Consider the following 15,390-nt stretch of genomic DNA (forward strand, 5'->3'; position numbering starts at 1 on the left):
CTATACAATAAAACTGTTTGTGCTAGTCGCATAAGACAAAAACACATGTCATTATATCTCCATAGGATTAATACAAGGAATAATCAGTATGAAAGGTTTTAATTCAACGCAATTAAAATATGCATTAGCTGTTGTTGCATTAAGTGCGTTATCGAGTTGCGGTAAACAAACAAGCGACGAATATATAAAAGACGCGCAACAATATATTGCAGAAAATAAACCTGCTGCTGCTGTAGTTGCACTGAAAAATGCGGTGCAAGTTGAGCCGAAGTCAGCTCAAGCTCGATTTGAACTAGGGCAGCTTTATATTCAACAGAAGCAGTTTGAAAGTGCTGAGAAAGAGCTTAATCGTGCATTAGAATATGGTTTTGAAGCATCAAAAGTATTACCACTATTAACTCAAGCTTACCAGCAAACTGGTGCCTATTCAGCCATTAGTAAATTAGAACATAACGAAGGTGGTTTAACCTCGGTCGAACGAGCTGAAATCGGTTATTTCAAAGTGGTTGCATTGGCGCGCTTAAATAAATTAGATGAAGCGCGTTTATTGATTGAGGAATTGTCTGTAATTGAATCAAGTTCTGTTTTTAAAGGTCTGACGGCAGCTTATAAGCTGGTATTAGATAAAGAATATGAAACAGCCGCTGCAACTGTAACTGAGTTGCGTGAACAAGCGCCACAAAATGCAGAAGTACTGAAGTTATTAGCTCAGCTAAAATTGTCTCTTGGTGCACCAGATGAAGCTGCTGAAATATTTAAAGACTATGTTAAGTTTTACCCAGAAGACAAACAAACAACCTTTGTTTTGGCTAAATTATTGGTGGATATAGGTGATTTAGAAGCTGCTGATCCCTATATAGATGAACTTCTGTTACTCAATGATCAAAATGCCTTACTAAATCAATTGAAAGCTGCAACTTATGCAAATAAAGGTGATTATGCTAATGCCCTTAAGCGTGCAGAAATAGCCATTACTGGTAATATTGATGAGCCGTCTCTACGCTTGATTGCAGGTTATTCAGCCTATCAAATACAAGATTATTCAAGTGCCAACCGCCATTTGACTTATATCGCGTCTTTATTACCAGATAATCACCCTGGTCTTAGATTACTTGCGGCGAGTCAATTGCAGTTAGGACTTACCTCAGAAGTGGGGGATGTGTTAGAGCGACTCGATCAACTCACTGATAAAGACGCCCCATTGTTTTCCAAGGCAAGTTATCAACTGCTGCGGGGTGGTTTTGAAAAAGAAGCTAAAGCTTTGATAGAGAAATCTTCAGATATCAGCCGTACTGCTGAAGATTTAACACGTTTAGGACTATTGCAGCTATCTCTGAACAACCTTGATGGCATTGTTAACTTAGAAGAGGCCGTTAGTAAGTCCCCTGAACTGGTGAGCGCACAGACTACTCTCGCAAAAGCATACATAGTCACTAAGAAATATGATAAAGCCTTGGAACTAGCAGCTAAGTGGAAAATCACTAGCCCTGATGATGCAAAACCCTATCTGTTGGCTGGCGATGTTTACACAAGGCAACAGAAATTTAATGAGGCAAAAGTAGAATTTGAAAAAGCGTCAGGGCTAGACAAAATTAGCCCCTCACCAAAATTAGCCATGGTTAACTTAGCATTGGCACAAGAAGATGTGGCACAGGCTAGCCTGTTATTAGAGCAATTGTTACTTGAATATCCTGATAATGTCCCCGCATTGGCGACTTATTATATGGTCAGTAAAAAAGCTAATAAGTTGTCATCAGGAATTGACAAAATCCAAGCTGCGTTTAACCGTGATCCTGCAAATATTACTACAAGGTTACTGCTAGCCCGTGTCCAAGTTGTCGAAAACAACTACCCAAAAGCTATTGAGTTATTAAACGCAATAAAAGATCAAAAAGACCTGCCACAAGCTTATTGGAAAACATTAGGTCAAAGTTTGATTAAAACTAACCAACTGCGACCGGCTACTTTGCATTACGATGCATGGTTGGCAAAAGAACCCAATAATAAGGACGCTATTGTAGGTAAGTTATTATTACTCGACAGTCAGAATAAATTTGCAGAAGGTTCAAAATTGACCCAAGGATATCTTAACAATCGTGACGATGTTCAGATGCAGTTGTTGAATACTCACTTTCTCATTATGCAGGCGGATTATCCTGCTGCTCAAAAGGCGTATGATGCATTACCTGAGAATGTACTTGATTTACCCTTAAGCAAAGGTTTTCTGGCGCGTTTTCAATTACATAATAAACAGCCAGAATTGGCATTAGAAAATGCACTGATTGCTTACAATGCGGTGCCAAATATTAAAAATTTAATGTTACTGGTGGCCACCTACGAAATATTACAACAACCAAACAAAAGCATAGAATTGCTTAAGCAACATCTTCAGAAGCAACCCACAGATTTGGCCGCAAAAATGTTACTGGCAGAAAGACAAATAGGTGATGATTTATCTGGGGCGATGGTTACTTATGAACTGGCTTTGCAACAAAACCCTAATAATTATATTGCCAGTAATAACTTAGCCTATTTGCATTTACAAAAAGGTAATATTGATAAGGCTAAGGGTTATGGAGAAAAGGCAGTTGAACTCGAACCTAGTAACCCCGCGGCTTTGGATACTCTAGCGCAAATATTTGTAGCGGAAAAAGACTACAATGAAGCGTTAAAATTATATGACCGAGCGATAACTGATGATATGCAAAATGAAGAAATCTATCTCAATTATGTTGAAGCTCTGTTATTAGCGGATGATATGTTTTTAGCTAAACGCAAACTAAGTCAGCGTGAGATGAAACAGAAAGCATCAATTATTAGAGTCGCCCAGCTAAAGGCTGACTTTGGTATTGAGTAGTATTGACTAATAGTTAGGATTATATAATTTATTCAAAGGCCACGTTTTGTGGCCTTTTGTTTATACCATTCCGCATAAAGAAGTGACCTCTCAGCGAGATTTTAAAAGGACTTAATCAAGGCGCTTGAATGAAGTAATAGTTATTCTATTGCGAATTCGAGCAACGCAGAGTAAGTCCTTTTAAAACTCGCCCTAAAGGGAAAGCACCAGCCATTCTTGCGCTTCGTTCTCACTACTTGAAAGGGATTAACCATTACTGCATAGTGACGCCTTACGCAAAAATGGCTGGTGCATTCTGAGTGGTCACTTCTTTATACGGATTGGTATTATACAATCGAACAATTATTGGAGGTACCGAGGCAAATTTTTACGGCAACCACACGCTATTGTGAAGATGGCCGTAATAAACAGCTGCAATAATAGTGGTACTGGACACTATGGCTTATCCCAAGCTCTGGTTAACTAGTCTGAGTTTGGGACAGCTATTAATTAAGAGAAAAGACGTGCTTCACCCGCTTGGCGTCTCTTGGCTTTTAATATTAGCAATAACGTGATGAATCCAGGTAATGCTTGAATATATAAGATACTAACCTTGGCAGTGAGGCCACCAAAAATACCTGCAATAGTGATGCATATAAGTAGAAATACTTTTAGGCTTTGATTACCACTGATTAAACCCCAAAGTAAACCAAAGCCTAAAAAGCTATTGTACAATCCCTGATTCATGGCCAATACTTCTGAAGATTGTGCAACCTCAGCCGTCATTGAGAATATTTTTTGTCCTACAGGATGATTCCAGAAAAACATTTCTAGCACCATTATGCCTATATGTAACAGGGCGACTAAAAAGGTCATAAACCCAGCGAAAAACTTCATAGATATTACCTTGACTACTTTGCAACAGATATATTTTTTCATAGTGTGGTAAATCTGCCTAAGTTGCAAGGATTGCAGTTAAATCGCAGGCGAGTTGTTTTGGAACAAAAAAAAAGCGCCGATAGGCGCTTTTTTGTATAACAATTTAGTAATTGGTTTATTTACCGCCTTTTTGACCCTTCATATAACGGAAAAAGTCACTATCCGGTTCTACCACTAAGATGTCTTGTTTGCTGCTAAAGCTTTTCTTATAAGCATCCATACTACGCAAGAAGCTATAAAACTCAGGATCTTTGGTGTAAGTCTCAGCATAAATCTGAGCCGCTTGAGCTTCACCTTCACCTCTAAGTTTACGCTGATTACGTTCTGCGTCAGCTAACATGACGGTAATTTTGGCATCAATATCTGCTTTGATAAATTCAGCTTTTTCTTTACCTTCAGAGCGATGCTCTCTGGCTACCGCTTCACGTTCAGTTCGCATGCGTTGGAAAATATAGTTACGTACCTCTAATGGTAAATTGATTTGTTTAACGCGCACGTCAACAATTTTTATACCTAATTCATCTGAACTTGAAGAGGCTTGTTCCATAGCTTCGTCCATTAATTCTGAACGTTCACCAGAAACAATTTGTGTAATAGTGCGGGTACCAAATTCAGAACGCAGACCATTATTCACTTTTTGTTGTAGCAGTATTTCCGCACTCGCTTTGATACCACCAGTTGCTAGATAGTACTTAGCGAAATCTTCGATTTTCCACTTAACATATAAGTCGACAATCAAATCTTTTTTCTCTGAGGTAACAAAACGATCTGGTATTTCATCCAAAGTTTGAATACGTGCATCAAGACTTACGACGCGATCAAAAAACGGCAATTTTAGGTGAAGGCCAGGTTCGAAAACCTTAGTATCACCGGTTTCGCTGTCTCTTTGTACTTTACCAAACTGAATAACGATGGCCTTGTTGCCTTCATCTACAACAAACAAAGAACCAAATACAAGTAGGCCTAAGGCCACAATAATTAGTGCAATAAAATTTTTCATGTCTTAGTTTCTCCCACTACGTGCGCCGCTACTGCGACTGCTTCTGGAGTTGTTGTCAACCGACTGAGTATCACTGTCTTGATTCCGTAAACCTTCTAACGTACTTCTATTATTGGCAGGAATAGTTGGACCCGATTGATTGCTCAATATTTTTTCCAACGGTAAATACATCATGTTGCCAGTGCCTTTGGTATCCACCAAGATTTTGCTGGTATTACCATATACTTCTTCCATAGACTCAATATAGATGCGACTACGAGTCACTTCTGGAGCTGCCTGGTATTGAGGTAATAACTCTTCAAAACGTGCGATTGCACCTTGAGCTTCTAATGTAACACGCTCTTTATAGGCTTGAGCTTCTTGTGCCATACGGTTGACTTGTCCACGAGCTCTAGGCTCAATTTCACGAGAATAGGCTTGTGCTTCGTTGATAAAACGTTGTTCATCTTCTTGTGCTGCAATGGCATCATCAAAAGCTTCCTTCACTTCTTCTGGTGGTCTTGCATCCTTGAAGTTCATATCAACCACAGATATTCCCATGTCGTATGACTCAATAATTCCAGTTAACTCATCCCGAACACTTTGTCTTGCTGCTTCACGACCACCTGTTAGCACGTCATCCATTTTAGAATGTCCGACAACATAACGAATGGCACTATCAAACGCCTGACTCAAACTTTCTTCAGGGCTTGTGACCGCAAAGCTGTATTTATATGGTTCGAGGATGCGATATTGGACTTCCATCTCAACACGTACCACGTTTTCATCTTCAGTTAACATTGAACCAGACGAAGGCATAGAGCGGATCGTTTGCACATCTACAGGTTTAACTGTGTCAACAAAAGTCGGTTTCCAACGTAAGCCGGGATCAACAAAATGGCTAAATTCACCAAAACGCAACACTACGCCGCGCTCTGCTTCACGAATAGTATAAAAACCACTAAACACCCAGACTATAACCAATATACCTAAAATTACGAGTGCACCTATACCACCAAGACTTTTACCTCCTGATGAGCCGCCACTACCTCCACCGCCAAACTTGCCAAATTTATTCATCAAGTTTTTGAATACCTCGTCTAAATCAGGTGGGCCTTGATCTCGGCCGCCCTTGTTTTTCCAAGGATCATTGTTGTTACCACCGGGCTCATTCCAAGCCATCATTTCTCTCCAACTAGTTAATTCAATAAATAGGTCTATTGACCAATACGAGTTTCTTTAAATTTGTTATTTGTTATTTGTTATTTGTTATTTGTCGCTAAATTTCTACAATATATGACTCTAAATCTACGTCGATACGTTTAATGAGTCTATTCCAATCACGCTGTTCCATACGCACATCGACTTGCCAATCGCCATTTTCGGCATAATCTTCTGAGGCAATACAGTTCATATCAAAAAACACACCACGTAAATTACTCTTATGTGGTGGTATTAATAAGCTATGTTGTACCATGTTTTTTGATAAACATTCAGTAATTGCGTTGAGCAGTAAATCAATACCAAGCCCTTGTTGGGCAGATATCCAAACGCGAATAGGCATGCCTGATTCGTCGCGATCTATTTTTGCATTAACGCCATCCATGCGATCAATTTTATTACACACCACTAACTGTTGGATCTCGTCAGCTTTTATCTCTTCAAGCACTTCATTGACTTGTCCGATATTTTCTCGAAATTGCTCGTCAGAATAATCGACTACATGCAATAACAGGTTAGCTTGTTGGGTTTCTTGCAAAGTAGCTTTAAAGGCCGCTATGAGATCATGGGGGAGGTGACGAATAAAACCAACCGTATCGGCAAGAATCGCTGCGCCAACATCTTGTAACTGAATCTTTCTAAGCGTTGGATCAAGCGTAGCAAACAGTTGATCCGCTGCATAAACGGCAGAATCTGTCATAGTATTAAATAATGTTGATTTACCAGCATTAGTATATCCCACTAGCGAAACCGTTGGGATCTCTGCTCGAACTCTGGAACGGCGACCTTGTTCACGTTGTTTTTGTACTTTGTCGAGGCGGCGTTGGATTGCCTTAACTCTAGCTGCTAATAGTCGTCTATCAGTTTCAAGCTGACTTTCACCTGGACCACGTAGACCAATTCCACCTTTTTGTTTATCTAGGTGAGTCCAACCGCGAATTAACCGAGTGCTGATATGACGAAGTTGCGCTAACTCTACTTGTAACTTACCTTCGTGAGTTCGGGCACGTTGGGAAAAAATATCTAGAATAAGACCAGTACGGTCGAGTACCCGACATTGGCATAATTGTTCTAAATTACGTTCTTGAGAGGGAGATAAACTATGATTAAAAATTACCACATCAGCTTGCAAAGCCCTGACAGCATTGGCAATTTCTTCGGCTTTACCGCTTCCTACAAAATATCGAGCTTGTGGCGTCTGCCGAGATCCTGTGACTACATCTATGGCATTTACGCCAGCAGACGAAACAAGCAATTGTAATTCTAATAAATCTTCTTTGCTATTTTCATCAGCAAAATCAATATGTACTAAAACAGCTTGTTCACCTGCTTCATAACGGTCAAACAATCAGTTCTCCTAAAACCATCTAGTTTTCGTCTACTTCCGATTGACCAGCAGTTGGCATTGGGATTGCGCGTGATGGGACAACGGTAGAGATTGCGTGTTTATAAACCATTTGGCTTACAGTGTTTTTAAGTAAAATTACAAACTGATCAAAGGACTCAACTTGCCCTTGTAGTTTAATACCGTTTACTAGATAAATGGATACAGGAATACGCTCTTTACGCAGCGTATTGAGGAATGGGTCTTGTAATGATTGCCCTTTTGCCATGTTCAATCCTTTTTTATTATAAAATTACCCTAAATCGGGATTATACAGTAAAAAATATAGCTGTATAGACCGCATTAGGATTGAAATTTACTCTGTCTAATGACTTTCGACAAATTGTTTGACGAAAATGTATCTAAGGGGTGAATATTTTCCCAACTTCTTAACCAAGTCAATTGCCTTTTGGCTAACTGCCGAGTCGCGGCAATTGACTTTTCACGCATTTCATTAAAATCATAATCACCATCTAGGTACTGCCACATTTGCCGGTATCCGACACATCTGATAGAAGGTAAGTTCAAATGTAGATCACCTCTATCTTTTAATTTTTCTACTTCGGCCTGAAACCCTGTATCGACCATCAATTGAAAACGCTGAGCAATGCGTTGATGTAATACCTTGCGATCATCCGGTGCAATACAAAATTGTTTTACATTATAGGGTATGGGGGCGGATTTAGTAGCCATCAAGTCTGTCATTGAGCGATTTGTTAGAAGATAAACTTCTAAGGCTCGAATTAATCGTTGCGGATCATTGGGGTGAATACGTTTAGCAGAGGTAGGATCGATTAGCTCTAATTGTTGGTGCAATACTTGCCAACCGGACTCCTCGGCTTTTGCTTCTATCGCTTTTCTAACGTTTTGATCTGACTCTGGTAATGGCGAAAGCCCATCTAGCAAGGCTTTGTAATACATCATAGTGCCACCAACCAATAATGGGATATTGCCCCGTGATGTAATGTCTTGCATTGCTATCAGCGCATCTTTACGAAATTCGGCTACAGAATAACTTTGTGCGGGATCTAAGATATCTATAAGCAGATGCGGGGCTTTTTTTAATTCCGCAGCGCTTGGCTTAGCCGTGCCTATGTCCATACCTCGATAGATCAACGCAGAGTCGACACTTATTATTTCGCAAGGCAGGTTTTCGCAAAGTTCAATCGCAAGGTCGGTTTTTCCTGACGCAGTGGGCCCCATCAAAAATAATGCAGGTGGCAAGCTAGTTGTGTCTTTGTTCAAAATATCATTCATGCATATTCAGCCAATCATCTAAATTTACGGGGGTAGCTATTTTAGCCATATCATGTTCTAAATTAACTGATGAATGGACAAACTGCTGCCACAATTCTTGTATCTGGCTAAGATCTGTTTCTTCAGCTGAAACCATGCATGTTAGCAAGTGCTTACGTACCATTTTGGTATCTAATTCCGTACAACTCAAAATGTCCTCTAAACATTCTATCCACCGAAATTGCCTTAATCCAGCAGGTACTTTACGTAGAATTATTCTATTTGGTGTCCAACCAATTTCCACACTGTTCTCCAAAAGTGGCTGATAGAGTGCTTTTGCCTGGGCTAACAAATCAGCCGTGGCTTTTATCGATATCGGCATCAATAAAGGTTGGCTTACGGGCATAGTATCTGCGTAAATTTTTGACATCACATTAAGATGCAACGCTTGTGTTTCGAGTAAATAGAATTTTTTATCAACTTTAATCAGAATTTTTTTATCTGTTACTTGTAGCCATTGCCCGGGCAGCGTAGTTGCTTGCTCAGCAGAATTAATTGACTGTGTTGGGGTCATCAATTGTTGGTAGTTTTTTGAAGATTGCTTGATAACTTGTGAAGAGTTGACTAAGTGCTCTGCCTTGTCCTTGTTTGCAAAGGTGCCCGAAGAACCAGATGACTGACTGCTTGCACTACCATAGCTAGATAAAACATCGTCAACTTTAGGTTCAGATGTTGGCCTTTGCAATGCTTGAATATAGTTATGATTGGGTTCGGCATTGGGTAATACGTTCACTTCAGGGGGATGTTGTTGCCCTTGTTGAAAATATTGATTAAGGGAATCCGTTAATGCTCTATATATGAAGTCATGTACCAAACGAGCTTGATGGAACCTCACTTCATGTTTGGCTGGATGAACATTAACATCGACTTGGTTGGGCTCAAGGGTCAAATATAGTACATAGGCTGGATACAAATCGGCACCAATCAATCCTTCAAACGCTTGGCGAACAGCATGGTTGATCAACTTATCGCGCATCATCCGGCCATTTACATAGAAGTACTGAAAGTCGCCATGAGGTTTAGCTTGTTCTGGTTGAGCCAACCAGCCTTTTAACTCAAACTGTTGATATTGACTATTAAGCTCAATGCATTGCTCGGAAAACTCTTTGCCACAAATATTAGCAAGGCGTTTTAATTCAGAACCTTGTACTTTCACTGCAGGGTATTTACGCAGTAATTTACCATTATGTTTAAGACTAAAACTCACATCAAACCGACTTAGAGCAATACGCCTGACAATTTCATCGATATGGGCAAACTCAGTTTTTTCGGTACGTAAAAATTTGCGCCTCGCGGGGGTATTAAAAAACAAATCGACTACATCGACACTAGTGCCATCAGGATGTGCTACTGGATTAAGTTGCACTTGCATATCGCGACCTTCGCAGTGTGCTTGCCAAGCTTGGGTCTGCTCTTTGGGCTTAGAACTTAAACTCAAGCGTGCAACTGAACTGATACTGGCTAAAGCTTCACCGCGAAAACCTAAACTACAAATAGCTTCTAAATCATCTAATTTTGCTATTTTACTAGTGGCATGGCGGCTTAACGCTAAAGCGAGTTCATCATGAACAATGCCGCTGCCGTTATCGCGGATCAATATGCGTTTATGTCCGCCTTTTTCAATATCAATTTCAATGGAAGTAGCGCCTGAATCTAGGCTATTTTCTACTAACTCTTTGACCACAGAAGCGGGGCGTTCAACCACTTCTCCAGCGGCAATTTGGTTGGCTAATCTTGCGGGAAGAATTTGAATTGGCAAAACAATGACCTTGGTATAAATGCTAAATGAGTGGACTAGGTGCTAGGGATCGTTAGAACTTGTCCGATACGCACCACGTCAGTATTTAGGTTGTTGGCTTTTTTCAGGGTACTGATCTGTACATTATAACGTTGCGCGAGCAAAGATAATGATTCACCGCTGCGGACTCTATGAGTACGCTTTTCTTGTTTCCATTTAGCCCATAAAGAACCATCAGGAGGTGAACCTTTAAAATGTTGTTTAAGTCCGTCAAATACCGATTGAGCCAACCTCTGTCTATAGGTGGACCAATTAAGATTTTTTTCTTCTTTAGGGTTAGAAATAAATCCAGTCTCTACTAAAATTGATGGGATATCTGGTGAAGTTAACACCGCAAGGCTAGCCGCTTGTGGGGTCTTTTTATGTAATCTTGTCACTTTTCTTAGGTGTTTGATCATGTCACGACTTACATCGTAACTGGTGGTCAAAGAGTGATCCATTGACATATCAAGTAATGCTTGGGCTAAATAACGTTCATTCGCCGTATCTTGAATAATTTCCGCGGCACCGCCTAACAATTCAGAATGACGTTCAGTTCTCTCTAACCAACGACCTAATTCAGTATTTGCCCTTTTCATAGATAACACCCACACAGAAGCTCCACTAGGTTGAGGAGTGGTAAAGGCATCTGCGTGGATTGATACAAACATATCCGCTTTATGTTTTCTGGCAAGTTGAGGTCGCTTATTTGGTGAAATATAATAATCACCGGTTCGAGTCATCACAGGCTTCATGCCATTTTCTTTATTAATCAAGGCCTCTAATCGCTCGGCTATACCTAGAGTGATATTTTTTTCATAACTGCCACTAGGGCCAATCGAGCCTGGATCTTCTCCACCATGGCCAGCATCGATAACAATGATAATGTCTCTGTCTGTGGTGGATTTTGAATTTAATACAATTTGTGGTGCACTAGAGTCAGGATCGTTTAGATCAATCACTAACCTATCGCCATAGGGAGCTGTAGGAGGTAAAGCAAATATATTCTTTTCGAGTTTTTTGGATAACTCAATAACTACTCTTACTGATTGCGGATTTTTGGCTGTGCTGTAACGCACCTTTTTGACCAACTTACTATCATTATCCACTTTTGAAAAATCGTAATTTCTTGGAGTATTTTCTATATCGATAACTAATCGTTGCGGATTGTTTAAGGTGAAGTAACTGTAATTAGGCGTATCTGCTAAATCAAATACTAAACGTGTCGTATTCGGGGAAGGCCAAATACGCAGTCCTTCGATGGTGTTTTTAGCAAAACTTACTGTGCTAAAAGCCATCAATATAAAACTGATTAATAGTACATTGAGTTGTTTAGAGCAAAACGTTTGCATTATTATTTTTCTAGTTTAATAGCTTAAGCAAGTCCGAGCCTTTTGCAGATTTGGCCTGCATCGATAACGCACGTCCTGTTTGCGTGTACTCAATACTAATGTGTAAATCCGCTGATGCCAAGAGGCCAGCGCCTTTGTCTGGCCATTCAATCAAACAAATACAATCAGCATCAAAATAATCACGGATACCCATAAATTCTAACTCTTCAGGGTCAGACAAGCGATATAAGTCAAAGTGAAATACCCGCCAGCCTGCTATTTCATAGGGTTCAACTAAAGTGTAGGTAGGACTTTTGACCTTACCAATATGTCCTAATCCTTGTATAAAACCTCGGCTAAAAGTGGTTTTACCTGCGCCTAAATCACCCTCAAGATATATCACTATACCTTGATGACACAACTGTGCTAATTTTCCAGCCAAAGTTACTGTGGCTTCTTCATCCACTAAGTCATAATGTGTTGTGGGTAAATCCGCAATGGGTGAAATCAATGAAATGCTCATAGTCCGTTAACAATGGCTCGTAAAGGTTGTAATAAATCTGAGGTAATCATACCACGTTGACCATATTGTATGGCAACTCTGTCTCCGGCTTCTGCATGAGCGCATACGCCATAAACTGCAGCTTGTTGTGAGGTAAATCCTTGTGCCAAAAAAGCGCCAATAACTCCGCTTAATAAATCCCCCATGCCCGCGGTTGCCATACCAGGGTTGCCGCCTTCGCAAACCCAGCTCTGTGGTTCTTGGTCTAGTCTATTGGTTTGTATAATAGTGCCAGCACCTTTTAATACACAGCTAGATTTATATTTATGGGCAATATTTTTACTAGCCAAATACCTATCATTTTCAATTTTCGCAATATTGCACTGCAATAGCCGGCTCGCCTCGCCTGGATGAGGGGTTAATACTATTGCCGGTAATTGTGCCAAAGTGTCTAGCTGGTCTGCATCATCTGCCATTGCCGCTATCAAATTTAGAGCATCAGCATCAATGACCAATGGCTTAGGGTGAAGTTTAAGATGAGCCAATAACCGCGAAAACTGCTGATGAGCCCAATCATCTTGGCCTAATCCTGGCCCTATAACTATGCAGCTACACCAATCCAATGCTGCCTCAAGGTTTTTGTGAGCAAGCATAATTTCTGGGCGACCAATTGAGATCGCCAAACTGCTTGATTCATGGCAATAAACCTTTACTAAACCAACACCACAGCGCAAGGCAGATTCGGCACTGAGTCGAATTGCTCCAGGCATACCTTGATTACCCCCTATGCATAACAATTTACCAAAAGAGCCTTTATTACTGTGAACAGGTCTGCTTTTTAATGGTTGTAACATTTTCCAGTTGACTAATTGTGCGTCGCTGTGGGCAAGACTAAAAAATTCTTTTGCCACAGCCAAATCGGCAAAAACCACCTTGCCGCTAAATTCTTTGCCAGTACCGCTAACCAGTCCAGGCTTAGTTGCAATAAAAGTGACTGTCACATCGGCTTTGACACAAATAGGCAGCGCTTGCCCGGTATTAGCCTGCATCCCAGAAGGTAAATCTATACTCAATACAGGAGTGTTTGATTGATTGATTTGTTGGATAACGGCTTGAAAGTCTGGTTTGACTTCGCCAGTTACACCAGTACCCAATAATGCATCTACTATCAGATCAAATTGTGCATAATTTTGTCCAGCAAATTTTTGAGTTTCACCACCGACGTTTTGCCATTGAGCTTGTACTTGTTTTGCATCGCCAGTTAATTCTCTTTGTGGCTGCTGGCAGACTACTACAACATGCATGCCTTTTTGTTTAGCCAGTTTAGCCAACACATAACCATCACCGGCATTATTACCATTGCCAGCAACTACCATAATATTTTGGGCTTCAGGCCATTCTTTGGTTAATACTTGAAACGTAGCTTCGCCAGCTCTTTGCATCAATTCAAACATACTGCAACCAGCGAGTTGGGCAGCCTTAGGTTCAATCGTTCTGACTTGTTCTGAACTCACTATTTTATGTGCTAGAATCGCAGCCGCTTGCTCGGTTAACAGGTTTGTCAATGTCATTTCTAAACACTTCTGAATTATTGTCTTTGTCTGAAAATATCAAGGCTTGGGGGAAAGCGCTAGGTTTTCAGCAAGTGGGTATTTGTGATGTTAACCTAGAACAGCATGAATCCCATCTACAATCGTGGCTGGAAAAAGGTTATGCCGGTGAAATGCATTACATGGCAGAGCACGGTATGAAAAGGGCCAGACCAGCAGAACTGTTGCCCGGCACTATGCGAGTTATCAGTGTCAGGATGGATTACCTGCCCCCCGATGCAAAATTTGCACAGACCCTAAAAAATAAACAGCAAGCTTATATCAGTCGTTATGCCCTCGGTCGCGATTACCACAAGTTGTTGCGTGCTCGTTTGAAAAAGCTTGGTGACAAAATTAAGGCTGAATGTGCAGAATTAAACTTCAGGCCTTTTGTCGACTCAGCCCCAGTACTCGAACACGCCATTGCTGAAAAAGCAGGCATAGGATGGACAGGTAAGCATTCACTTACTATCAATAAAGAAGCCGGTTCTTGGTTTTTTTTGGGCGAATTGTTTGTAGATATTCCATTACCTGTGGACAAGGCTGTAGTTGAAAACTGTGGTAGTTGCACAGCTTGTCTGACGATTTGTCCTACTCAAGCAATAGTGGAGCCTTATGTTGTCGACGCTAGGCGTTGTATTTCATACCTGACCATAGAACAAAAAGGCGCGATACCCGAACAATATCGATCTTTGATTGGTAACCGTGTTTACGGTTGTGATGACTGCCAACTTATTTGCCCTTGGAATCGCTACGCCAATATTACCGATGAAGCAGATTTCCATCCGCGACAGAAACTGATGAGCCAAGAACTTATAGACTTATTTGCGTGGAATGAAGAAACCTTTCTGAAAAATACCGAAGGATCTCCGATAAGGCGTATTGGTTTTGAACGTTGGCAACGCAATTTGGCCGTGGGCTTAGGAAATGCAGCTTATTCAGAGAGGATCGTTAACACCTTGCAGGCCGCTTTGAGCCAGGCTACAGACTTAGTCAAAGAACATATTCAATGGGCATTACAACAACATCAAAACAAAGCCTCTCAGAATGAAAAAAACGATAGCCGCTTAACTCAAAGATTAGTCCGAAGTATTGAAAAAGGCTTGGTTAGAGACGCATAGTGAGTGAACACTTACTTATTTAGGTAGTATTAAACGTAATCTTTAACAATCCTAAAGACTGAGCCATGAGATGAAGAAAGTTGCATATCTGACTCAATATGATCCGCTGGGTACCCATACAAACCAAAACAGTTACCACGGCTATGGCTGATAATCAGTGCAAAATTAGGGTGAAAATCAATGTCTCCTCGAAAAGGATCTAAAACAGGGATCTTGTATCGACCAAAATGTAACAGGCCAATTTGTCTACTATTTCGAAATACAATCTGATCAAAAATCGGTTTTTCAATAATGGCATAAACTGCAAATTTGGGGATCTGCACTGGCACACCTTGCCAGACCATTTGGATAATTTGTAATTCGTTAGCCAGAGACGATATTGACTTGGGTAATTCAAATGTTTTCATCATTTCCC

General features: G+C 40.6%; 13 protein-coding genes. 2 read left to right on the top strand and 11 right to left on the bottom strand.

Annotated elements, in window-relative coordinates; all coding sequences use genetic code 11:
* Positions 1 to 88: 88 nt before the first annotated feature.
* Entirely contained in the window at positions 89 to 2,857 is a 2,769-nt protein-coding gene (gene prsT, locus GARC_RS09630; RefSeq protein ID WP_007619321.1) for an XrtA/PEP-CTERM system TPR-repeat protein PrsT, read from the top strand.
* 489 nt (positions 2,858 to 3,346) lie between these two features.
* Here the strand turns inward: prsT and GARC_RS09635 are convergent, their stop codons facing one another.
* The 10 genes from GARC_RS09635 to GARC_RS09680 form a co-directional block, all read right to left on the bottom strand.
* Complete coding sequence (locus tag GARC_RS09635; protein ID WP_007619323.1) at positions 3,347 to 3,733, bottom strand: DUF1304 domain-containing protein; 387 nt, start codon at positions 3,731 to 3,733, stop codon at positions 3,347 to 3,349.
* 157 nt (positions 3,734 to 3,890) lie between these two features.
* The gene (hflC, locus tag GARC_RS09640; RefSeq protein WP_007619325.1) at positions 3,891 to 4,775 is read right to left on the bottom strand and encodes a protease modulator HflC; all 885 of its coding nucleotides are present in this window, start codon (positions 4,773 to 4,775) and stop codon (positions 3,891 to 3,893) included.
* A gap of 3 nt (positions 4,776 to 4,778) precedes the next feature.
* Positions 4,779 to 5,936: an FtsH protease activity modulator HflK gene (gene hflK, locus GARC_RS09645; protein ID WP_039989272.1), complete on the bottom strand. Its 1,158-nt coding sequence runs from the start codon at positions 5,934 to 5,936 to the stop codon at positions 4,779 to 4,781.
* A gap of 97 nt (positions 5,937 to 6,033) precedes the next feature.
* A complete protein-coding gene (hflX, locus tag GARC_RS09650; RefSeq protein ID WP_007619329.1) occupies positions 6,034 to 7,323 on the bottom strand; it encodes a ribosome rescue GTPase HflX in 1,290 nt (429 codons plus the stop codon).
* Positions 7,324 to 7,342: 19 nt separating this feature from the next.
* Positions 7,343 to 7,588 carry an RNA chaperone Hfq gene (gene hfq, locus GARC_RS09655; protein WP_007619331.1) on the bottom strand — a complete coding sequence of 82 codons (246 nt, stop codon included), beginning with the start codon at positions 7,586 to 7,588 and terminating at the stop codon, positions 7,343 to 7,345.
* 74 nt (positions 7,589 to 7,662) lie between these two features.
* On the bottom strand, positions 7,663 to 8,616 hold the full coding sequence (gene miaA / locus GARC_RS09660) for a tRNA (adenosine(37)-N6)-dimethylallyltransferase MiaA (protein WP_007619333.1): 954 nt from the start codon (positions 8,614 to 8,616) through the stop codon (positions 7,663 to 7,665).
* Complete coding sequence (gene mutL, locus GARC_RS09665) at positions 8,609 to 10,414, bottom strand: DNA mismatch repair endonuclease MutL (RefSeq protein ID WP_007619334.1); 1,806 nt, start codon at positions 10,412 to 10,414, stop codon at positions 8,609 to 8,611. Before mutL ends, miaA begins: the two co-directional genes overlap by 8 nt.
* Positions 10,415 to 10,449: 35 nt before the next feature.
* Positions 10,450 to 11,784 (bottom strand): N-acetylmuramoyl-L-alanine amidase, encoded by a 1,335-nt coding sequence (locus GARC_RS09670; RefSeq protein ID WP_007619336.1) that lies wholly within the window; start codon positions 11,782 to 11,784, stop codon positions 10,450 to 10,452.
* A gap of 10 nt (positions 11,785 to 11,794) precedes the next feature.
* Positions 11,795 to 12,286 (bottom strand): tRNA (adenosine(37)-N6)-threonylcarbamoyltransferase complex ATPase subunit type 1 TsaE, encoded by a 492-nt coding sequence (gene tsaE, locus GARC_RS09675; protein ID WP_007619338.1) that lies wholly within the window; start codon positions 12,284 to 12,286, stop codon positions 11,795 to 11,797.
* Positions 12,283 to 13,836: a bifunctional ADP-dependent NAD(P)H-hydrate dehydratase/NAD(P)H-hydrate epimerase gene (locus tag GARC_RS09680; RefSeq protein WP_007619339.1), complete on the bottom strand. Its 1,554-nt coding sequence runs from the start codon at positions 13,834 to 13,836 to the stop codon at positions 12,283 to 12,285. The genes tsaE and GARC_RS09680 overlap by 4 nt, the downstream gene beginning before the upstream one ends.
* On the opposite strand from GARC_RS09680, the gene queG reads away from it, so the two are divergent.
* Positions 13,830 to 14,975, top strand: a complete 1,146-nt coding sequence (gene queG / locus GARC_RS09685; protein WP_007619340.1) for a tRNA epoxyqueuosine(34) reductase QueG — start codon at positions 13,830 to 13,832, stop codon at positions 14,973 to 14,975. The two genes, GARC_RS09680 and queG, sit on opposite strands and share 7 nt — an antisense overlap.
* Before the next feature lie 29 nt (positions 14,976 to 15,004).
* Here queG and GARC_RS09690 read toward each other — a convergent pair whose 3' ends face one another.
* Positions 15,005 to 15,385 (bottom strand): hypothetical protein, encoded by a 381-nt coding sequence (locus tag GARC_RS09690; protein ID WP_226989094.1) that lies wholly within the window; start codon positions 15,383 to 15,385, stop codon positions 15,005 to 15,007.
* Positions 15,386 to 15,390 lie beyond the last annotated feature (5 nt).

Origin of the sequence: Paraglaciecola arctica BSs20135 (assembly GCF_000314995.1) — a bacterium.
Classification (GTDB): domain Bacteria; phylum Pseudomonadota; class Gammaproteobacteria; order Enterobacterales; family Alteromonadaceae; genus Paraglaciecola; species Paraglaciecola arctica.